This window comes from Ancylobacter sp. (assembly GCF_965279025.1).
In the GTDB taxonomy this organism is placed as follows: domain Bacteria; phylum Pseudomonadota; class Alphaproteobacteria; order Rhizobiales; family Xanthobacteraceae; genus Ancylobacter.
Genome location: NZ_OZ257132.1, coordinates 2,125,863 through 2,145,700, shown reverse-complemented (window position 1 = coordinate 2,145,700; position 19,838 = coordinate 2,125,863). Strand labels below are relative to the sequence as shown.

General features: G+C 69.8%; 14 protein-coding genes. 7 read left to right on the top strand and 7 right to left on the bottom strand.

The window, feature by feature from the left end:
* Positions 1-1,635: a cytochrome-c oxidase, cbb3-type subunit I gene (gene ccoN, locus ACQY76_RS09850; protein WP_428032982.1), complete on the bottom strand. Its 1,635-nt coding sequence runs from the start codon at positions 1,633-1,635 to the stop codon at positions 1-3.
* 459 nt (positions 1,636-2,094) lie between these two features.
* Here ccoN and ACQY76_RS09845 point away from each other — a divergent pair, with 459 nt between their 5' ends.
* From ACQY76_RS09845 to cysG, 4 genes are all read left to right on the top strand, one after another.
* Positions 2,095-2,397 carry a hypothetical protein gene (locus ACQY76_RS09845; protein WP_428032693.1) on the top strand — a complete coding sequence of 101 codons (303 nt, stop codon included), beginning with the start codon at positions 2,095-2,097 and terminating at the stop codon, positions 2,395-2,397.
* Positions 2,398-2,498: 101 nt separating this feature from the next.
* Positions 2,499-3,152, top strand: coding sequence for a peptide-methionine (S)-S-oxide reductase MsrA (msrA, locus tag ACQY76_RS09840; RefSeq protein WP_428032692.1), 654 nt, complete (start codon positions 2,499-2,501; stop codon positions 3,150-3,152).
* A 195-nt stretch (positions 3,153-3,347) separates the two neighbouring features.
* Positions 3,348-3,845, top strand: coding sequence for a TIGR00645 family protein (locus ACQY76_RS09835; protein WP_428032691.1), 498 nt, complete (start codon positions 3,348-3,350; stop codon positions 3,843-3,845).
* Between the two features lie 157 nt (positions 3,846-4,002).
* Positions 4,003-5,454 (top strand): siroheme synthase CysG, encoded by a 1,452-nt coding sequence (gene cysG, locus ACQY76_RS09830; protein ID WP_428032981.1) that lies wholly within the window; start codon positions 4,003-4,005, stop codon positions 5,452-5,454.
* A gap of 443 nt (positions 5,455-5,897) precedes the next feature.
* Here the strand turns inward: cysG and hisG are convergent, their stop codons facing one another.
* The 5 genes from hisG to ACQY76_RS09805 all read right to left on the bottom strand — a co-directional run bounded on the left by hisG (position 5,898) and on the right by ACQY76_RS09805 (position 13,283).
* Positions 5,898-6,869: an ATP phosphoribosyltransferase gene (hisG, locus tag ACQY76_RS09825; RefSeq protein ID WP_428032690.1), complete on the bottom strand. Its 972-nt coding sequence runs from the start codon at positions 6,867-6,869 to the stop codon at positions 5,898-5,900.
* Positions 6,866-7,984 (bottom strand): ATP phosphoribosyltransferase regulatory subunit, encoded by a 1,119-nt coding sequence (locus ACQY76_RS09820; protein WP_428032689.1) that lies wholly within the window; start codon positions 7,982-7,984, stop codon positions 6,866-6,868. The genes hisG and ACQY76_RS09820 overlap by 4 nt, the downstream gene beginning before the upstream one ends.
* Before the next feature lie 411 nt (positions 7,985-8,395).
* Positions 8,396-9,925 carry a histidine--tRNA ligase gene (gene hisS, locus ACQY76_RS09815; RefSeq protein WP_428032688.1) on the bottom strand — a complete coding sequence of 510 codons (1,530 nt, stop codon included), beginning with the start codon at positions 9,923-9,925 and terminating at the stop codon, positions 8,396-8,398.
* A 316-nt stretch (positions 9,926-10,241) separates the two neighbouring features.
* Positions 10,242-11,357 carry a TIGR03364 family FAD-dependent oxidoreductase gene (locus tag ACQY76_RS09810; RefSeq protein ID WP_428032687.1) on the bottom strand — a complete coding sequence of 372 codons (1,116 nt, stop codon included), beginning with the start codon at positions 11,355-11,357 and terminating at the stop codon, positions 10,242-10,244.
* A 93-nt stretch (positions 11,358-11,450) separates the two neighbouring features.
* The gene (locus ACQY76_RS09805) at positions 11,451-13,283 is read right to left on the bottom strand and encodes a tetratricopeptide repeat protein (protein WP_428032686.1); all 1,833 of its coding nucleotides are present in this window, start codon (positions 13,281-13,283) and stop codon (positions 11,451-11,453) included.
* A gap of 436 nt (positions 13,284-13,719) precedes the next feature.
* Between ACQY76_RS09805 and ACQY76_RS09800 the strand changes: the two genes are divergently transcribed.
* From ACQY76_RS09800 to ACQY76_RS09790, 3 genes are all read left to right on the top strand, one after another.
* Positions 13,720-15,057, top strand: coding sequence for an aspartate aminotransferase family protein (locus tag ACQY76_RS09800; protein ID WP_428032685.1), 1,338 nt, complete (start codon positions 13,720-13,722; stop codon positions 15,055-15,057).
* Positions 15,058-15,445: 388 nt separating this feature from the next.
* Positions 15,446-17,926 carry an ATP-dependent helicase HrpB gene (gene hrpB / locus ACQY76_RS09795; protein WP_428032684.1) on the top strand — a complete coding sequence of 827 codons (2,481 nt, stop codon included), beginning with the start codon at positions 15,446-15,448 and terminating at the stop codon, positions 17,924-17,926.
* 329 nt (positions 17,927-18,255) lie between these two features.
* On the top strand, positions 18,256-18,474 hold the full coding sequence (locus tag ACQY76_RS09790) for a hypothetical protein (protein ID WP_428032683.1): 219 nt from the start codon (positions 18,256-18,258) through the stop codon (positions 18,472-18,474).
* Positions 18,475-18,493: 19 nt separating this feature from the next.
* Here ACQY76_RS09790 and ACQY76_RS09785 read toward each other — a convergent pair whose 3' ends face one another.
* On the bottom strand, positions 18,494-19,813 hold the full coding sequence (locus tag ACQY76_RS09785; protein WP_428032682.1) for a hemolysin family protein: 1,320 nt from the start codon (positions 19,811-19,813) through the stop codon (positions 18,494-18,496).
* Positions 19,814-19,838: the final 25 nt, after the last annotated feature.

Sequence of the window (19,838 nt, the reverse complement as noted above, 5' to 3'; positions counted from 1 at the left end):
TCACTCAGCCGGCACGAGGGAAGGGGTGCGCAGGTCGGTCTCGGCCTCCGCGGTCTCGGGCTGGCGGATGGTCATGAAGACGTTGAACACCATGATCAGCCCGCCGATCAGGAACAGCACCCCGCCCAGCGCGCGGATGATGTAGAAGGGGTGCATCGCCTCGACCGTCTCGATGAACGAGTATTCGAGGAAGCCGAGCGAGGTGTAGGCCCGCCACATCAGCCCCTGCAGGATGCCCGACACCCACATCGCCGAGATGTAGAAGACGATGCCGATGGTCGAGATCCAGAAATGCCAGTTGACGAGGCGCAGCGAATACATCTCGCGCTTCTGCCAGAGCCACGGCACCAGGCAGTAGATCGCGCCGAAGGAGATGTAGGCGACCCAGCCGAGCGCGCCGGCATGGACATGGCCGATGGTCCAGTCGGTGTAGTGGCTGAGCGAATTGACCGACTTCACCGACATCAGCGGCCCCTCGAAGGTGGCCATGCCGTAGAAGGCGACCGACACCACCATGAGGCGCAGCACCGGGTCGGTGCGCAGCTTGTCCCAGGCCCCCGACAGCGTCATCAGCCCATTGATCATGCCGCCCCAGCTCGGCATCCACAGGATGATCGAGAAGGTCATGCCCAGCGTCTGCGCCCAATCCGGCAGCGCCGTGTAGTGCAGGTGGTGCGGGCCGGCCCAGATGTAGATGAAGATCAGCGCCCAGAAGTGGATGATCGACAGCCGGTAGGAATAGACCGGCCGGTCGGCCCGCTTGGGGATGAAGTAATACATGATGGCGAGGAAGCCGGCGGTGAGGAAGAAGCCCACCGCGTTATGGCCATACCACCACTGCACCATGGCGTCCTGCACGCCCGACCAGACGATGTAGGATTTGGGCGAGAACACCGACACCGGAATGGCGGCGTTGTTGCCGATGTGCAGCATGGCGATGGTGACGATGAAGGCGAGATAGAACCAGTTCGCGACATAGATGTGCGGTTCCCGGCGGCGCCAGAGCGTCATCAGGAACACCATCAGATAGGCCACCCACACCACCGTCAGCCACAGGTCGGCGTACCATTCCGGCTCGGCATATTCCTTCGACTGGGTGATGCCGAGCAGATAGCCGGTGCCGGCAATGACGATGAAGAAATTATAGCCGAGCACCACGAACCACGGTGCCAGATAGCCGGCAAGGCGCGCCCGCGAGGTGCGCTGCACCACGTAGAACGAGGTGCCGATCAGCACATTGCCGCCAAAGGCGAAGATCACAGCCGAGGTGTGCAGCGGCCGCAGGCGGCCGAAGGCGGTCCAGGGCAGGTCGAGATTCAGCCAGGGGAAGGCGAGCTGGAAGGCGATGATGACGCCGACCAGAAAGCCGGCAATGCCCCAGAACAGCGCCGCGAGAGTGGCGAATTTCACCGGGCCGAAATTGTAGTTCGGCTTGCCGCCAATTTCGAGCGGAGGCAGCGCCGCCGGCCGGTCGACATAGCGGTTAAGGATGACGAACACCGAGGCCAGGCTGGCAAACGCCGAGAGATAGGCGTGGAAGGCATAAGCGGAATCGTGCGTCTTCGCCGCCACGGTGATGCAGGCCAGCGCCAGTACCGCGAAGACGAAGGCGAGGCCGCCCTCGCCGAAGGTCATCTTCTTCCCGCTCTGGTCGACGCCCGGCTCGGTGGCGCCCGAACCGCGTGCCGCGCCGGCGGGGCTGTGTAGCTGCGTCATTCGACCCTCCACGTTCCGATCGGCCGATCTGGAACGACTCCATGATGTGGGCCGAGCTTTCGCGCTGCGGGCGGGCGGGAACCTTGATCCACATCAAGGCTAAGGGTCTTCACGGACATGAGAGGGCGGCGGCCGAATGCCGCGCATTGGATCGGCCGCCCTCCCCGCGGGATCGTCATCCCGGCCGGAGCGAAGCGGAGAGCCGGGACCGCTCTCCATTCGGGAAACGATCCCGGATCGGCCTGCGGCCGTCCGGGATGACGACCGGAGGACAACCCCGCCACCCGCGCGCGGGCCTTGCCTCCCCCGCCCGCGCCGCCTACAGACGGTCAGACACCGTCGACGCATCTCTCGCGACCGAGGACCGGGACGCCCCGCATGATCCGCTTCGTCTTCCGCTTCATGGGGCTGTGGGTTCTGGCCGGCGCCTTCGTCGCCCTCGTGCTGGACGGCGTGCGCTCCATCGCCTCGTCGGAGATCGTCACCACGCCGCTCGGCGTCACCTGGCTCTCCGTCAGCCCCGACACCCTCACCCGCTTCCAGGCCTTCACCGAGGGCACGCTGTCCTCGCCGGTGTGGGAATATCTGGTGGTGCCGGTGCTCGGCGCGCCGCTATTCGCGGTGCTCGGCGTCGTGGGCGCGCTGCTGCTGCTCATCGGCCGCCGCCCGGCCGTGCAATGACGCCCGTGTGAAGCCTGCCGGCGGGGGCATCTCTTGGTTTGCCCTCGCGCGAAGGCCCGGTACTCCCCATATTGGCGCCAGTCCATGAAGGGATTTGCCGCATGTTCTTCTTCAAGAAGAGTCACGACCTGCCCACCCCGGCGCAGGCGCTGCCCGGCCGTTCGCGTCCGCTGCCCACCGCCGAGACCCATTTCGTCAATGGCCACGCCCTCAAGGGCCCCTACCCCGAAGGCTTCGAGACCGCCATTTTCGGGCTCGGCTGCTTCTGGGGTGCCGAGCGCAAGTTGTGGCAGGTGCCGGGCGTGTATGTGACGGCCGTCGGCTATATCAACGGCATCACCCCGAACCCGACCTATGAGGAGACCTGCACCGGCATGACCGGCCATGCCGAGGCGGTGCTGGTGGTCTATGACCCGGCCAAGGTGAGCTTCCAGCAGCTTCTCAAGCTGTTCTGGGAAATCCACGACCCGACCCAGGGCATGCGCCAGGGCAATGATGTCGGCACCACCTACCGCTCCGGCATCTACGCCACCTCGCCGGAGCAGCGGGAGCAGGCGGAAGCCAGCAAGGCGGCCTATGATGTCGCGCTGAAGGCCAAGGGCTTTCCGGCCATCACCACCGAGATCGTCGACGCCCCGACCTTCTACTTCGCCGAGGACTACCACCAGCAGTACCTCGCCAAGAACCCGAACGGCTATTGCGCGCTGAACGGCACCGGCGTCTCCTGCCCCATCGGCACGGGCGTGGCGGCCTGACAAAGGCCTGAAGGGTTTGCGCGCGGCGGGCATTTCCTCCGCGCGCCTTCGCTCCCCGTTTGTTCTGGCCGCGCCGCGCGCGCGTCTTCCCCCGCCCGGCGGCACCGCCCTCGTCATCCCCCTTGCCGCCGTCGCGGCGGCATGTCACCCATCTCGCAACCGCGAAAGGCGGGGGCAGGTCGGGATGCGCCGCGCATGGAAAAACTCATCGAACGCTTCATTCTCCTCAGCCGCTGGATCATGGCCCCGTTCTATCTCGGGCTGGTCATCGCGCTGGCGGTGCTGCTGTTCAAGTTCGGCGCCGAGCTGTTCCACTTCGTCACCCATGCCGCGCAGTTCGACGAGAGCGACACCATTCTGGGCATATTGGCGCTGATCGACCTCGCCTTCACCGGCAGCCTGGTGATCATCGTCATCTTCTCGGGCTACGAGAACTTCGTCTCCAAGATCGACGGCTCCGGCCACCCGGACTGGCCGGAATGGATGACCAAGGTCGACTTTTCCGGCCTCAAGCAGAAGCTGCTGGCCTCGATCGTCGCCATCTCCGCCATCGCGCTGCTGAAGGCGTTCATGAATCTCGACCGCGGCGTCGACGAGAAGCAGCTCATGTGGCTGGTCATCATCCATGTCGTCTTCGTGCTCTCGGGCGTCGTGCTGGCCTGGACCGACCGCCTCTCGGAGAAGAGCCACTGATATTTTCCCGTAAATTCCCGTCTATTGACTTCAATGGACGAGAATTTTGTGTGATAAGATGGGATCGACCGTCCGGACCTTCGCTGCAATGACCGATTCCGCCCACCTGCCCTCGCCTTCCGCCCCCGGGCGCCGCGTCGCGCCTGCCCCGGCGCGCATGGCCCCGCTCGCCCGCCTGCCGGTGTTCTTCGCGCTGGCCGGGCGCCGGGTGGTGCTGGCCGGCGGCTCGGAAGCGGCGGCCTGGAAGGCGGAACTGCTCTCCGCCGCCGGCGCGCATGTCGAGGTGTACGCCGCCGATCCCTGCGAGGAACTGGTCGAACTCGCCGCCGCGCCGCCCGACGGCGCCCTCCGCCTCATCGCCCGCGAGTGGCAGCCGGCCGATCTGGCCGGCGCCGCGCTCGCCATCGGCGCCATCGAGGATGACGAGGAAGGCGCACGCTTCGCTGCCGCCGCGCGCGAGGTGGGCGTGCCGGTCAATGTGGTGGACAAGCCCGCCTTCTGCGACTTCGCCTTCGGCGCCATCGTCAACCGCTCGCCCCTCGTCATCGGCATTTCCACCGACGGCGCCGCCCCGGTCTTCGGGCAGGCGGTGCGGGCCAAGATCGAGGCGGTGATCCCGCAGGGCTTCAAGCGCTGGGCCGAGGCCGCGCGCAGCTGGCGCCCGGCGGTCGCAGCGCTCGCCCTCTCCTATCAGGGCCGCCGCGGCTTCTGGGAGCGTTTCACCCACGCCGCGCTGGAGACCCCCGAGGACGCACCCACCGAGGCGCTGCGCGAGACGCTGCTCGGCCGTGCCGAGGTGGAGCGCACCGACACGCCGCGCGGTTCCGTGGCGCTGGTCGGCGCCGGCCCGGGCGACCCGGAACTGCTGACGCTGAAGGCGGTACGGGTGCTGCAATCCGCCGATGTCGTGCTCTATGACGACCTCGTCGCACCGGCCGTGCTGGATGTCGCCCGCCGCGAGGCGAAGAAGATGCTGGTCGGCAAGACCGGCTACCGCCCCTCCTGCAAGCAGGACGACATCAACGCGCTGATGGTCTCGCTGGCCAGGCAGGGCAAGCGCGTGGTGCGCCTGAAGGGCGGCGACCCCATGGTGTTCGGCCGCGCCGGCGAGGAGATCACCGCCGCGCAGAAGGCCGGCCTGCCGGTGGAAGTGGTGCCCGGCATCACGGCGGCGCAGGGCGCGGCCAGCCGGCTCACCGTCTCGCTCACCCACCGCGACCATGCGCGGCGGCTGCAATTCGTCACCGCCCATGCGAGAGACGGCAAGCTGCCGCGCGACCTCGACTGGCAGGCGCTGGCCGACCCGGCCGCGACGACCGTGGTCTACATGCCCCAGCGCACCTGGGGCGAGCTTGCGGCCAAGGCGATGGAGGTCGGGCTCGCCCCGCACACGCCGGCCATCGCCATCTTCTCCGCCACAAGGCCGGAGGAGCGGCAGGTGCCGGCCACTGTCGGCACGCTGCAGGCCGCGCTCGACGCGGCGGTGGCGGACGGCGCCAGCGGCCCGTGCCTCGTGCTGTTCGGCCACGCCATCGGCGAGGCGGCGGCCTTCGCCCTGCCGCTCGATGCGGCGGAAGCGGCGGAAGGGACTCGCGCCGCGCAGGGCTGACACCCCGTGTCCCGGACAGGCCGTGCGCCGCACGGCGCCGATCCGGGACCCAGGAGAAAACCCCGCGCAGCGGCTGACTCCCTCAAAGAATGCGGCAGAAGCGTTTCCCGCTGGGTCCCGGCGCAACGCGTCGCCTTCGGCGCCGCTAGGCCGGGACACGGTTGATCCGATGCGCAAGGACGATCCCGGCGTCGTGCTGTTCGACCACGCCATCGAGGCCGCGGCCTTCGCCCTGCCGCTCGATGCGGCGGAAGAGACTCGCGCCGCGCAGGGGTGACACCCCGTGTCCCGGACAAGCCGTGCGCCGCACGGCGCCGATCCGGGACCCAGGAGAAAACCCCGCGCAGCGGCTTAGTCCCTCAAAGAGCGCGGCAGAAGCGTTTCCCACTGGGTCCCGGCGCGGCGCTTTGCCTTCGGCTCCGCTTGGCCGGGAAACAGTCCCCCTAGCCGATCCGCTCTTCCAGCGTCGCGTAAAGCGGGTTTTCGGCGGCGAACACATAGTCGAGCGGGCCGACCGACACGGTCGCCGCCCCCTGTTCGCGCAGGAACACCGCCAGCGCGTGCAGCGTGTCCGGCGGGCAGTGCAGCGTCACCATGCCGGAGGAGGTCGGCGCCCCGAAGGGAGCGACCGCGCGGAAGCGGCGCACCGCTTCCTGCACCACGCCGGCGTCGCAGGCGGCAAAGCGGGTCTTCACCTCGCGCATGGTGGCGGCGCGCTTGGCCGCCGTCACCCGGTCGAGCAGCGCCCGCGCCGCCGCCTTGGCGGCGCCGTTCCACTCCGCGTGCAGCGAGGCGACGAGATTGGCCTCCGAGCGCAGGATGACGCCGTCGTCGATCACCTTCAGCGCATTGGCCGACAGCGTCGAGCCGGTCGTGGTGATGTCGACGATCAGTTCCGCCGTGCCGGCCGCCGGCGTGCCCTCGGTGGCCCCCAGGCTCTCGACGATGCGGTAATCGACAATGCCGTGGCGGGCGAAGAACGCGCGCGTCAGGTTGAGGTACTTGGTCGCCACCCGCACGCGGCGGCCGCGCGTGGCGTGGAAATGTGTCGCCACATCGTCGAGGTCGCGCATGGTGCGCACGTCGATCCAGGCCTGCGGCACCGCCACCACCACATTGGCGTGGCCGAAGCCCAGCCCTTCCACCAGCAGCACCTTGGAATCGGCCTCGGCGATGTTCTCGCGCACCAGGTCCTCGCCGGTGACGCCCATGTGCACGGCGCCGGAGGCGAGCTGGCTGGCGATCTCGGAGGCGGAGAGATAGGCGACCTCCACCCCTTCGACGCCGGTCAGCATGCCGCGATAGTCACGCGCGCCGCGCGACTGGGTCAGCGCCATGCCGGCGCGGGCGAAGAAGCCGCTGGCATTCTCCTGCAGCCGGCCCTTGGAGGGAACGGCGACGATCAGCGCACTCATGGGCGGGCCTCCACGGCGTCCAGCCGGCCGAGCCAGACCGCGAAGCCGACCGCCGGGATCGGCTCCCCGGCGCCGAGCCGGGCAAGCAGCGCGTCATAGCGCCCGCCGGCGACGAGCGGTGCACCCGCCCCGTTCTCGTGCAGCTCGAACACCATGCCGGAGTAATAATCGAGCGGCCGGCCGAAGGCGGCGGCGAAGGAAAGCCGCGCCGGCTCGATGCCCTGCGCGGCGATGAAATGGGTGCGGCTCTCGAAGGAATCCAGCGCCGCGCCAAGCTCCAGCCCGGCCTCGTCGGCCAGCGCCCGCAGCGACGCCGCCGCCTGGTCCGGATCGCCCTGAATGGCGAGATAGCGCTCGATCACCGCCACCTTCTCGGGCGACAGCCCCTCGGCATCGCCCGGCGCCGCCTGTTCGAGAAAGCGCTCGGCGATTTCCGAAACGCTGCGCCCACCCACGGTGGAAATGCCGGCGATGGAGAGCAAATCGGTCACCAGCGCCCGCGCCGCGTCGGGGTCGGAACCCGCCAGCGCCGAGAGCACGCCGGCATGGGCGGTGACGCCGCCGGCCTCCGGGCGCTGCTTGAGCAGAGCGAGGTCGGCGCCGAGATCGCCGGAGCGGGCGAAATCCTTGATCAGCCGCCGCCGCCACACCGGCGGCAGGTTCAGCGCGTCGAGCAGCGTGGCGAACAGGCCGGCATCGCCGAGCCGGATGGTGGGGCCGGCCACCCCCCACAGCGCCGCCGTCTCCAGCCCCAGCGCCAGCAGCTCGGCATCCGCCGCCTCGCGGTCGTGCCGGCCGAATGATTCGACGCCGGCCTGCAGCAATTCGCCCCCCGTCGCATCGGAGCGAAACACCGGGCCGAGATAGGCGAAATCACGCGGCGGCGCGGCGCCTTCCGCGATGTAGTGGCGGCACACCGGCAAGGTCAGGTCCGGCCGCAGGCACAGCTCGCGCCCCTCCGGGTCGGTGGTGATGAACATGGTGCGCCGCATCTCCTCGCCCGACAGGTCGAGAAAGGCATCGGCCGGCTGCAGCACCGGCGGCTCGACGCGCACGAATCCGGCGCGCGCATAGAGCGCAAGCAGTTCCTCGGCGTGGCTGGGGTCGGCGGGCATGCGGCGGGTCCGGTCTGCGCAGATGGGGCGCTGGTGAAGCTGCGCGCTTCTAGCAAAGCCCCGCGCCCCGGTCCATGCGCGCGCGGCGACATGGTGTGCGGGTGCGCCGTGTCCCGGCCCCGCGACGCCGCAGCCGGAGCGCCGTGTGGCAAACGGGGGAGCGCCCGCCGTGTCCCGGACAAGCGCAGCCGCAGGCGGAGCGCCGATCCGGGACCCAGGAGAAGACCCGCCGCAGGCAGCCAAATGCCTTCTCAGGAAGAGCGCGGGAAAAGATGCACCCGGCCCCCTGGGTCCCGGATCGGCGCGGCACGGTGTGCCGCTTGTCCGGGAAACGAGGCGGTGCCTTCCGGAAAACCCCGTCATGCTGAGGTGCCCGGCAGAGCCGGGCCTCGAAGCACGCAGGCCGCGCCCCTACCCCAACCTGTCGCCGTGCGGGACGCCGTGATGGTCGAGCAGCTCGCGCACCTTGGCGACCAGTTCATCCTCGCCGCAGGCGAACTGCGCCGGGCGGCTTTCGCGCCACTCGGCATTGTCGGTGATGGCGGCGGCGGCCTTGGCGCCCTCGATCAGGTCCTTGATCTGCACCTGCCCGCCGGCGCGCTCGTCCGAACCCTGGATGACCACGCAGGGCGCGTTGCGGCGGTCGGCATATTTGAACTGGTTGCCGAGATTCTTCGGGTTGCCGAGATACATTTCGGCGCGGATACCGGCCTGCCGCAGCGTGCCGACGAGGCCCATGTAATGCGCGGTCTGGTCGCGATCCATCACCACCACCACCACGGGGCCGAATTCCGGCGCGGCCTCGGTCTTCAGATAGGACAGCGCCGAGGCAAGGCGCGACACGCCGATGGAGAAACCCGTAGCCGGCACAGCTTCCCCCCGGAAGCGCCCGACCAGCCCATCATAGCGCCCGCCGCCGCCGACGGAGCCGAAGCGCACCGGGCGGCCCTTCTCGTCCCTCACCTCGAAGGTCAGCTCGGCCTCGAAGACCGGGCCGGTATAGTATTCGAGGCCACGGACGACGGATACGTCGATTTTTATTCGTGATGAATTATATCCCGACCCAACGCATAGCCTAGATATCTCCTCAAGTTCATTTACGCCTTCAGAAAATTTATCGTTGATCGAAAATTTGGATACTTGGAACGAGTGAATAGCCGTCGAATTGTCGTCATCATAGAATTCACTCGTCTCAGAAAAGCTCAGAATATCTGCAAGAGCATCGATCTGGCCGGCGTCTAGCCCGGCCCCCTTAGTGAAGTCCCCGCTCTCATCGCGACGCCCTTCGCCCAATAGGAGTTTGATTTCGTTGACAGGGAATTTGTCCAACTTATCAATCGCCCGCAGAACCGTTAGCCGGCGTCCGGCATTCTCGTCGCCGCCGAGGCCGATCGCCTCCAGCACGCCGTCGAGCACCTTGCGGTTGTTGACCTTGATCACATAATCGCCGCGCGCGATGCCCAGCGCTTCCAGCGTGTCGGCCATCATCATGCAGAGCTCGGCATCGGCGGCCACCGTCGGGGCGCCCACCGTATCGGCGTCGAACTGCATGAACTGGCGGAAGCGGCCGGGGCCGGGCTTTTCGTTGCGGAACACCCAGCCGGCGCGGTAGCTGCGGAAGGGTTTCGGCAGCTTGTCGAAATTCTCCGCCACATGGCGGGCGAGCGGCGCGGTCAAATCGTAGCGCAGCGACAGCCACTGCTCGTCATCGTCCTGGAACGAGAACACCCCCTCATTGGGCCGGTCCTGGTCGGGCAAAAACTTGCCCAGCGCGTCGGTATATTCGATGAAGGGCGTTTCCAGCGCCTCGAAGCCGTAGAGCTCATAGACCCGGCGGATGGTCTCCAGCATCGCCCGCGTCGGGGCCAGCTCCGCCGGGCCACGGTCGGCAAAGCCGCGCGGCATGCGGGCGCGGAGCTTGGTGGGTTTGTCCTTGGCCATGGGCGCCGTCCTTCACGAGTGTCGGCGCGGGTTTAGAGGATGGGGCGCGCTGCGGCAATGCCGGGGCGGCGGAAGGGGTCGGCGGAAGCGTTCTGGCTGGGGCCTCAGGCGGCGGCGCGGAGTGGAAAAAAGAGATGTGGCCGAAGGGTCTTTCCTGGGTCCCGGATCGGCGCTGCCTTTCAGGCAGCTTGTCCGGGAAACAGAGACTGCCCGTGTCCCGGACCAGCGACGCCGCAGGCGGAGCGCCGATCCGGGACCCAGGAGAAACCCTTCGGCCCTGTACCGGGACCCAGCAAAGGCCCTTCGGCCGCCCCCCTCAGTCGAACAGCTCCGCCACCGCCTCCTCGGCAATCGCGAAGCCGGTGGAGGCGCCGGTGCCGCTGGTCACCACCACCAGGCGGATATGGTCGTGCGGCCGGTCGATGAAGGCCAGCCGGTCGGGCGCCGAGGCATAGGTGCCGATCCAGCGCTCGGTGATGCCGGGCCGGCGGCCGAACAGGGCGGCATATTCGTCGAGGATCAGCTCGTCGACGAAGTCGGGCGCGAACGGGTCCGGCGTGGCGCCGTAATGATGGCTGTCGCCCACCACCAGCGAGCCGTCGGCCGACTGCACGACGATGAGGTGCACGCCGTGCTTGAGATGCTCGGCCTGCTCGGCTTCCAGCCGCCGCTTCAGCGGCTCCGCCTCGGGAAGCTCGGCATAGCCGAGATAGCGCCCGAGCGAGAGGTCGGTCATGACCGAGCCGGGCAGCCGGCCGAGGGCGGGGTCGGTGACGCGCAGCATGTGCAGCTTGCAGCGGGTGACGCCATAGGCCTTGAAGCGGTCCTCGAACAGCGTGTGGAAATCGTCGCCCGGCGCCACGACGATGCGCGACGCCGTCACCGTGCCGGAGGAGGTGTGAACCTTTCCGGGCTCGACCCCGGTCACCGCGCTCTCGCGGCGGAATTCCACCCCCTCGGCCGCCAGCCAGGCCGCGAGCCGGGGAATGGCGTCGCGCGATTCCACCCGGAGATCATCGGGGCTCCACAGCCCGCCGGAGAGGTCGCCGGTCAGCGCCGGCAGCCGCGCGCGGGTCTCGGCCGGCGTCAGCACCTCGCAGCCCTCGCCCATTTCGGTGGCGCGGAACGCCTCCAGCACCGGCATCGCTTCCGGCCGGCGCACGGCGACCAGCAGGCCGCGATGCACCACCGCGATGCCGGCCTTCGGCGCCACCTCGGCCCAGATGTCGCGCGAGCGCACGGCCCGGCGCCAGCATTCGCCCCGCTGCTGGCCGGTGACGGTGACGAAGCCGAAATTGCGTACCGAGGCGCCATTGGCCTGCGCGTCGCGGTCGATGAGAACCGTCTTCAGCCCGCGCCGCCGCGCCGCAATGGCGTGGCCGAGCCCCACGACGCCGGCACCGACGATGGCGAGATCGAAACTGTCCGACATGGCAAGGTTCCGCGTGGAGGGGAGGCGTCCCGGCAAGCCAACGCCTATAGCCGGTTCGCCCCGCCCGCGCCACGCACACAGCGCGGCAGGGGTTCAGTTTGCCGCCGCCGCCGCATTGCGCAGCGGCAGGCCCAGCCCGCCAAGGTCCGCCCGCACCCGTTCGGCCAGCGCCGCATCGGGAAAGAAGCGGTGGATCATCGCGTCGGGTTCGCTCGCCCAGCCCGGCGCCATGGCCATCAGCTTGCGCACATCCTCCCGCGCCTCGTCATCCTCGCCGGCGAGATGGCTGGCCAGCGCCCGGGCCAGCAGCCCCGGCGGATAGCCCTCGCCCATGAGCTGGTCCGCCGCAGCCGCGGCAGCGGGCGCATCGCCGCGGACATAGGCGGCGATGACGCGGTGGTAATCCACCCAGGGCGGCATGCCCGGCGCCTCGCCCGCCGCCTGCGCCAGCATCGCCTCGCCCCGCGCGGTCTGGCCCAGCGCGACCAGCCGTCCGCCGAAATCGGCCATGATGTCGACGTCGTAGGGGTTGAGTTCCAGCGCGCTGTTCCCCGCCGCCAGCGTGGCCCCGCGCTCGCCGCGAAAGAAATGCACATCCATCAGCACACGGCGGGCGAAGGCGCTGGTGGGCGCCAGTTCCACCGCCTGCTCGGCCGCCGCCAAGGCGCGGTTGAGCGCGGGCGTGCCGGCGCGGGGATTGGCGCCGGCGCGGATCTCGTCGAGATGAAGCTCGGCCAGCAGCGCATAGCCGAGCGCGAAGGTGCGGTCGGCCTCCACCGCCTTTTCGAGGCAGGCGCGCGCCGCCTCGTGCTCGGCCGGCAGGTAGGAGCGCCAGTAGGAATAGGCGGTGAGCACGCAGCCATAGGGCCCGGCGGTCTCCGGCCCGCCGGCGGCGGTGACGCGGGCGCGGGCCCGTGCCTGGATGACGCCATAGGGCTCGGCGATCGCCGCCATGATGTCGCGCACCAGCGCGACTTCGGAAGCGGTGGCGTCGCCGCCGCGCCGCAGGCTGTCGAATTCGCGCGACCAGACGATGGTGCCGTCGCACAGGTCGGAGAGCCGCAGCAGCACGGAGATCGTGCCATTGTCGTGGTTCTCCACCAGCCCGCCGAGCGCGAAGGCCGAATTGGGCGAGACGCCCTCGCTGGAACAGCTCAACGCCGGGCGCGCATCCGGGCTCGCCAGCACGTCCAGCAGGTCGAAGCGCGCCAGCGCGTCGCGCACCCGCACCTCGATGGCCTGTGCGGTGAAGTCGCCGCTGGTCACGGCGCCGGCACCGCCGGCAATGTCGCTCGGCGGCAGCGGCGCGCCGCCGGTCGATTCGAAATCCCGCACCTCGATCATCGGAATGCCGAGCCTGTTGGTGCGCTCCAGCGGGTGCCACGACGCGCCGGCCAGCATGGCCCGCAGACCGAGCGGATCGACGCCCTCCAGCGCAAGGCCGGAGACGACGAGCATCGCAACGGCGACAAGCAGCAGGCCGAGCGCCGGAAGCATTGTCCGGCGGCGCGGGGACAAGCCCTGCACCGGCGCGGCAGGCGGCGTCACATCGGCAGCCGCCGGCTCGGTTTCCACCGCAGGAGCGGCGGCGTCGGGTGTCGCCATCGGGGAAGCGACCGCCCCGCCCGCCGGCCGTGGCAGGAACTGGGGCACATAGCTGCCACGGGGAATGGCGATCTCGATGCTCTCGCCGGCGCCGGCCCCGGCGTAATAGCGCTCCAGCGCCCGCCGCAGCCGCGTCGCCTCGACGCGCACGATCGGGTCCGCCTGCGGATCGAAGGACGGGTCGCGCCCGAGCGCCTCCACCGCGATGGTGTAGCCCTTTATCGCGTCGCGACGACCTTCCAAGGTCGCTTCCACCACGAAGCGCAGAATGTTCGACAGCTGGGGCGACGAGCGCAGTTCATCGGAGTCGAGCACGCGCATCAGTGCCCGCCGCACCGCGTCCGGGGCCGTGCCGTCCGCGTCTGGCGCCGGCGCCGCATCCGGTATGGGCGCAGCGGCTGCCGGCGCATCGGTTTCGGGTGCGGCAGCATGGGGCGCGGCAGCATGGGGCGCATCTTGCCCCGGCGTCTCGACTGTCGTGCTCTCGGGCACCGCGAAGTCCTATTCTGCGCCGTGTGGGCTCTACCCGGCCCGGCACGGCAGAAGCGCCCCTTCCGGAAGGCGTGACGCAACGTGACGCCTCATTCCTGCCGCGCGTTGATGGCCGCGATGAGGCCGCCGGGTCAAGGCGGCACGCGCGGCAGAAAGGAAAGTGATCACATCATGATTATTTCTCGTGAGCGTCGCCTGCTTACGTATTATACATGACTAAAAAAGCGCGGCTTGTCCCATTCGCCGTATCCAGCCGGAGATTTCCATGTCTGCTTACTCTTCCGCAGCCGCCAGCCCGAACGACCTCGAAGCCTTCTTCATGCCCTTCACGCCCAACAAGGCGTTCAAGGCGCGGCCCCGGCTTCTCTCCCGTTCGAAGGACATGCACTACTACACGCCGGACGGGCGCGCGGTGCTGGACGCCACCGCAGGTCTGTGGTGCGCCAATGCCGGCCACAACCGCGACCCCATCGTCGAGGCGATCCAGAACCAGGCGGCGGAAATGGATTTCGCCCCGCCCTTCCAGTACGGCCACCCCAAGGCCTTCGCCGTTGCCGCCCGCATCGCCGCGCTGGCGCCGGGCGACCTCGACCACGTCTTCCTGTGCAATTCCGGCTCGGAAGCGGGCGACACCGCGCTGAAGATCGCGCTCGCCTACCATGCCATCTCCGGCAATGCGACGCGCACCCGCCTGATCGGCCGCGAGCGCGGCTATCACGGCGTCGGCTTCGGCGGCATCTCGGTCGGCGGCATGTCGCCGAACCGCAAGATGTTCGGCTCGCTGCTGCCGGGCGTCGACCATCTGCCGCACACCTACAACCGCGAGAAGCAGGCCTTTTCCAAGGGCGAGCCGGAGTGGGGCGCCGAGCGCGCCGACGCGCTGGAGAACCTCGTCGCCCTGCACGATGCCTCCACCATCGCCGCCGTCATCGTCGAGCCGATGGCCGGCTCCACCGGCGCCCTTCCCGCCCCGGTCGGCTATCTCAAGCGCCTGCGCGAGCTCTGCGACAAATACGGCATCCTGCTGATCTTCGACGAGGTCATCACCGGCTTCGGCCGCCTCGGCTATGCCTTCGCCGCCGAGCGCTACGGCGTGGTGCCGGACATGATCACCTTCGCCAAGGGCGTCACCTCGGGTGCCGTGCCGATGGGCGGCGTGCTGGTGCGCAAGCACATCTACGACGCCTTCGTGAAGAGCGACCAGCCGGTCATCGACCTGTTCCACGGCTACACCTATTCCGCCCATCCGCTGGCCTGCGCCGCCTCGCTCGCCACCCTCGACCTCTACCGCGAGGAAGGCCTGTTCGAGCGGGTGCGCGACATCGAGTCGACCTGGGCGGACGCCTTCCACACCCTGCGCTCCAAGCCCGGCGTGCTCGACATCCGCACCGTCGGCCTGGTCGGCGCGGTGGATTTCGAATCCCGCTCGGACGGCGTCGGTCGCCGCGCCTATGAGGGCATGGAACGCCTGTTCCATGATGAGGGCATGATGGTGCGCACCTCCGGCGACACCTTCGCCGTCAGCCCGCCGCTCATCGTCAGCGAGAGCCAGATGGGCGAGATCGTCGAAAAGCTGGGCCGTACGCTCGACGCGATCTTCTGAGGCCCCGGCCTTTGACGTTTCTCATCCCCGGGCGTGTCCCGGGGTGAGGACGAATGGGTCAGGCCTTTACGTCAGCACCCTGTCATGGCCGGGCCTGTCCCGGCCATCCACGGCTTGACGGATAGTCACGGATCCCCGGGTCAAGCCCGGGGATGACGTTGTTTGGGAGTGAGATCTTCCTCCATACAGGGGAACGTCATCCTGAGATGCCCGGCCAGCGGCCGGGCCTCGAAGGATGGTGGCCTGGGAGCGCGTGAACACGCCTCCTTCGAGACCGCCTGCGGCGGCGCCTCAGGATGACGGCGCATCCGCGACGTGCCGGCCGTTCCGGGACAGCTGCCCGGCCGGCAGTTCCGCGATGGGGCAACCGGCTGTATAGGCATGCGCCATGCCCGCTCCCCTCTCGCCCCTGCCGATCGACGACGCCCTGCCGGAACTGACGGCCGCCCTGCGCGCCGGTTCGGCCGCCGTGCTGGTCGCGCCGCCGGGTGCCGGCAAGACGACGCGGGTGCCGCTGGCCCTGCTCGGCGAGCCCTGGGTGGCGGGGCGCAAGATCCTCGTGCTGGAGCCGCGCCGCCTCGCCGCCCGCGCCGCTGCCACCCGCATGGCGCAGACGCTCGGCGAGGAAGCCGGACAGACGGTGGGATACCGCGCCCGCTTCGGCTCCAAGGTGGGGCGCAACACCCGCATCGAGGTCATCACCGAGGGCATCTTCACCCGCATGATGCTGGACGACCCGGAGCTTTCCGATGTCGCCGCCGTGCTGTTCGACGAGTTCCATGAGCGCAGCCTCGACGCCGATCTCGGCCTCGCCCTCGCTCTCGACGCGCAGGGCGCCCTGCGCGAAGACCTGCGCCTGCTCGTCATGTCGGCGACGCTGGACGGCGCCCGCGTCGCCCGGCTGCTCTCCGGGGCGCCCGTGGTGGAGAGCCTCGGGCGCGCCTTCCCGGTCGAAACCCGCTATGCCGGCCGGGTGCCCGGCGCCCCCGTCGAGCGGCAGATGGCCGAGGTCATCGCCCGCGCGCTGGGAAGCGAGAGCGGCTCCATCCTCGCCTTCCTGCCCGGCGCCGCCGAAATCCGCCGCACCGAGCGTTTTTTGCGCGAGGCGGTGCGCGATCCCGCCATCGACATCGCCCCGCTCTATGGCGCGCTGCCCCCCGCCGAGCAGGACCGCGCCATCTCCCCGGCGCCTCCCGGCCGGCGCAAGGTGGTGCTCGCTACCTCCATCGCCGAGACCAGCCTCACCATCGAGGGCGTGCGCCTCGTCGTCGATAGCGGCCTCGCCCGGGTGCCGCGCTTCGAGCCCGGCGTCGGGCTGACCCGGCTGGAGACGGTGCGGGTGTCGCGCGCCGCCGCCGACCAGCGGCGCGGGCGGGCCGGGCGTACGGAGCCCGGCATCTGCCTGCGCCTCTGGCACGAGCCGGAAACCGCCAGCCTGCCAGCTTTCGCCACGCCGGAAATCCTTGCCGCCGACCTCTCCCGCCTGGTGCTCGACCTCGCGGTCTGGGGCGCCCGCGATCCTGCCACGCTGGCTTTTCTCGATCCCCCGCCCGCCCCGGCGGTGAGCGAGGCGAAGGCCCTGCTCGTCGCCCTCGGGGCGCTTGAGCCGGATGGGCAGGTGAGCCCGCTCGGCCGCGCCATGGCCCGGCTGCCACTGGAGCCGCGCCTCGCCCGCATGGTGATCGAGGGCGCGCGGCGCGGCGTGGGAGAGGAGGCCGCGCGCATCGCCGCCCTCGTCTCCGAGCGTGGGCTGGGCGGCGACGCGCCGGACCTCGTCCACCGGCTGATGGACCTCTCCCGCGACCGCTCGCGCCGCGCCGACGAGGCGCGCCGGCTGGCGGAGCGCTGGGCCGGCGAGGCGGCGCGTCAGGTCTCCGGCACGCAGGCGCCCGGTGGCGACGCGCCCTCCCCGGCCGTGCTGCTGGCGCTGGCCTTCCCCGACCGGGTGGCGCGCGGGCGCGGCGACGGGCGGCGCTTCGTGCTGGCCAATGGGCGCGGCGCGGCGCTGGACCCTGCCGCCGCCCTTGCCCGCGCCCGCTTTCTCGCCATCGCCGAGCTGGCCGGCACCGCCGACGAGGCGCGCATCCTGCTCGCTGCGGAACTCACCGAGGCGGAGATCGAGGCCGAGTTCGGCACTGAGATCACCGAGGGGATGGAGACCGCGTTCGACGTCGCCGCCAGTGCGCTGCGCGCCCGACACGTTCGCCGGCTCGGCGCGCTGGTGCTGGCGGAGCGGACGGCGCCGGTGAAGCCGGGGGCAGAAACCGCCCGCGCGCTGGCCCGTGCCGCCGCGTCGCGCGGGCTGGATCGGCTGAACTGGTCCGACGCGCAGCGGCAATGGTTCGACCGCGCCCGCTTCCTGCACGCCAGCGCCCCCGAGCTCTGGCCGGACCTGTCCTGGGACGCCCTCGCCGAGACCGTCGAGGACTGGCTTGCGCCGGCGCTGGACGACATCACCACGCTCGGCGCGCTCACCGCCGACCGCCTCGGCCGCGCGCTCTCCACCCTGCTGCCAGGGGAGCTGGCGCGGCGCATGGAAACCGAGGCGCCGACCCATATGGAGGTGCCCACCGGCTCGCGCCTGCCCATCGACTATGCCGCCGAGGGCGGCCCGGCGCTGCATGTGCGGGTGCAGGAACTGTTCGGCCTCACCACCCATCCCGCCATTGCCGGCGGGCGGGTGCCGCTGGTGCTGTCGCTGCTCTCCCCGGCGCACCGGCCGATCCAGCTGACCCGCGACCTGCCGGCCTTCTGGGCCGGCTCGTGGCGGGACGTGCGCGCCGACATGCGCGGGCGCTATCCCCGCCACCCCTGGCCGGAAGACCCGGCCCAGGCCGAACCGACGCGCCGGGCAAAACCGCGCAGCTGAGAGTGTCTCAGCCCGCCGTGGATGACCGTCATCCCCGGGCTCGACCCGGGGATTCACGACTTCCCCTCCTCATGCGCCATAGTCGTGGAGGACCGGGCCAGGCCCGGCCATGACGACCCCCTCGCCGGCCAGCAACCGACATCCCGGCCCACATCGCGGTCGCGAAGTATTAACCATGCCGGGGCGGCAAACATTAACCACGGAGCAAGAGGATTCGCGCAGGACGCCGGCTTTAACGCGTGGTCAAGGTGTGGGGCGCAAGGTGTCCCCACAACAAAATCTGTCCCAAGACAGATGACATGCGGATGAATTCAAGCAGAGACAGGTCCATGCGCGAAATGGTGGAACGGGAAATGATCGGGCAGTCGATGGCTTCGCGCCGCCGCACCGCCGTCGCACGCCGCTCCCACGGCACAGGCCTCGAATACGGCCTCATCGCCGCGGCGCTCGCCGTCGCCATCGTCACCGTGGTCGTCGGCGTCGGCACCCGCTATGGCGGGCTGCCGGCCGCCGCACCGGCCCTCACGGTGGACGCCGGGCTGCGCTAAGGACAGCCCGGCCCCCGGCTCAGCCCAGCAGCGGCGCCCGCCGGCGCGGCACCACGGCGCGCTGCACCAGCAGCTTGTCGACGCGCCTTCCATCCATGTCGACCACCTCGAAGCGCCAGCCCATCGTCTCGAAGGCGGCGCCCTCCTGCGGCAGCGCCTTCAATTCGTGCAGCACCAGCCCGGCCGCAGTGTGGAAGCCGGCATCCTGCGGCATGCGGATTCCCAGCACGTCGGCCAGTTCGTCCACCGGGGTCGAGCCGGCGACCAGATAGCTGCCATCGGCGCGCTCCACCACGTCGGGCTTGGCCTGGCCCGCCTCGTCCAGCACCACCGTGCCGGCAATGGCGTCGAGAAGATCGGCGGGGGTGAGGATACCCACCATCGAGCCATATTCGTCGACCACCAGAGCCAGCGGCGATTCGGCGTGGCGCAGCAGCTTCATGGCGTCGAGCGCCCCGGCCGTCTGCACCAGTACCGCGCCCGGCTTGACGAAGCGGCGGGGATCGGGCGTCTCGCCATCGAGATAGGCTTCCAGCAGGTCGCGGATGTCGATGACGCCGACCGCCTCCTCCGGCGTGCCCTCGCAGGCCGGCATGCGGGTGTGGCGCGTCTCGCGAATGGTCTGGCGCACCGCGTCGGGGTCGTCGGTCAGGTCGATCCAGTCGACATCGGTGCGCGGCGTCATCACCGCCCGCACCGGCCGATCGGCAAGGCGCATCACGCCGGCAATCATCTTGCGCTCGTCCGGGTCGATGACGCCGGCGGTCTCCGCCTCCATCACGATGGCGCGGATTTCCTCGTCGGTGACGTTGTTCTCGTCGCTCGTGCCGTGCTCGCCCAGCAGGCGCAGCACGACGCGCGAGGAAATATCCAGCAGCCACACCGCCGGAGCGCCGATGCGCGCCAGCATCACCATGCCGGGGGCCACCAGGCTGGCCAGCTTTTCCGGGCTCCGCAGCGCCAGGCGCTTGGGAATCAGTTCGCCGATGATCAGCGAGACATAGGTGATGGCCGCCACGACAAGCGAATAGCCGAGGCCGCCGGCGAGGCCGGGCGACACGCCCTGCTCCTGCAGCCATTCGCCCAGCATGCCGCCGAGCGTGGCGCCAGAGAAGGCGCCGGCCAGAATGCCGATCAGCGTGATGCCGATCTGCACGGTGGAGAGGAAGCGGCCGGGATCGGAGGCCAGTTGCAGCGCCATGCGGGCGCCGCGTGAGCCGCCATCGGCAAGGGAGCGCAGGCGGGCGGGGCGGGCAGAAACCACGGAAAGCTCGGCCATGGCGAGCACGCCATTGATGAGCACGAGCAGGACGACGACAGCAATCTCGAAAAGGGGCATTGGCTCGGGGTTGGCAAACAGGGAA

Bases quoted from the DNA above. Each gene is read 5' to 3' on its own strand.
- ccoN (WP_428032982.1), bottom strand. From the start codon at position 1,635: ATGACCTTCGGCGAGGGCGGCCTCGCCTTCGTCTTCGCGGTACTGGCG.
- ACQY76_RS09845 (WP_428032693.1), top strand. From the start codon at position 2,095: ATGATCCGCTTCGTCTTCCGCTTCATGGGGCTGTGGGTTCTGGCCGGC.
- msrA (WP_428032692.1), top strand. From the start codon at position 2,499: ATGTTCTTCTTCAAGAAGAGTCACGACCTGCCCACCCCGGCGCAGGCG.
- ACQY76_RS09835 (WP_428032691.1), top strand. From the start codon at position 3,348: ATGGAAAAACTCATCGAACGCTTCATTCTCCTCAGCCGCTGGATCATG.
- cysG (WP_428032981.1), top strand. From the start codon at position 4,003: ATGGCCCCGCTCGCCCGCCTGCCGGTGTTCTTCGCGCTGGCCGGGCGC.
- hisG (WP_428032690.1), bottom strand. From the start codon at position 6,869: ATGAGTGCGCTGATCGTCGCCGTTCCCTCCAAGGGCCGGCTGCAGGAG.
- ACQY76_RS09820 (WP_428032689.1), bottom strand. From the start codon at position 7,984: ATGCCCGCCGACCCCAGCCACGCCGAGGAACTGCTTGCGCTCTATGCG.
- hisS (WP_428032688.1), bottom strand. From the start codon at position 9,925: ATGGCCAAGGACAAACCCACCAAGCTCCGCGCCCGCATGCCGCGCGGC.
- ACQY76_RS09810 (WP_428032687.1), bottom strand. From the start codon at position 11,357: ATGTCGGACAGTTTCGATCTCGCCATCGTCGGTGCCGGCGTCGTGGGG.
- ACQY76_RS09805 (WP_428032686.1), bottom strand. From the start codon at position 13,283: ATGCGCGTGCTCGACTCCGATGAACTGCGCTCGTCGCCCCAGCTGTCG.
- ACQY76_RS09800 (WP_428032685.1), top strand. From the start codon at position 13,720: ATGTCTGCTTACTCTTCCGCAGCCGCCAGCCCGAACGACCTCGAAGCC.
- hrpB (WP_428032684.1), top strand. From the start codon at position 15,446: ATGCCCGCTCCCCTCTCGCCCCTGCCGATCGACGACGCCCTGCCGGAA.
- ACQY76_RS09790 (WP_428032683.1), top strand. From the start codon at position 18,256: ATGCGCGAAATGGTGGAACGGGAAATGATCGGGCAGTCGATGGCTTCG.
- ACQY76_RS09785 (WP_428032682.1), bottom strand. From the start codon at position 19,813: ATGCCCCTTTTCGAGATTGCTGTCGTCGTCCTGCTCGTGCTCATCAAT.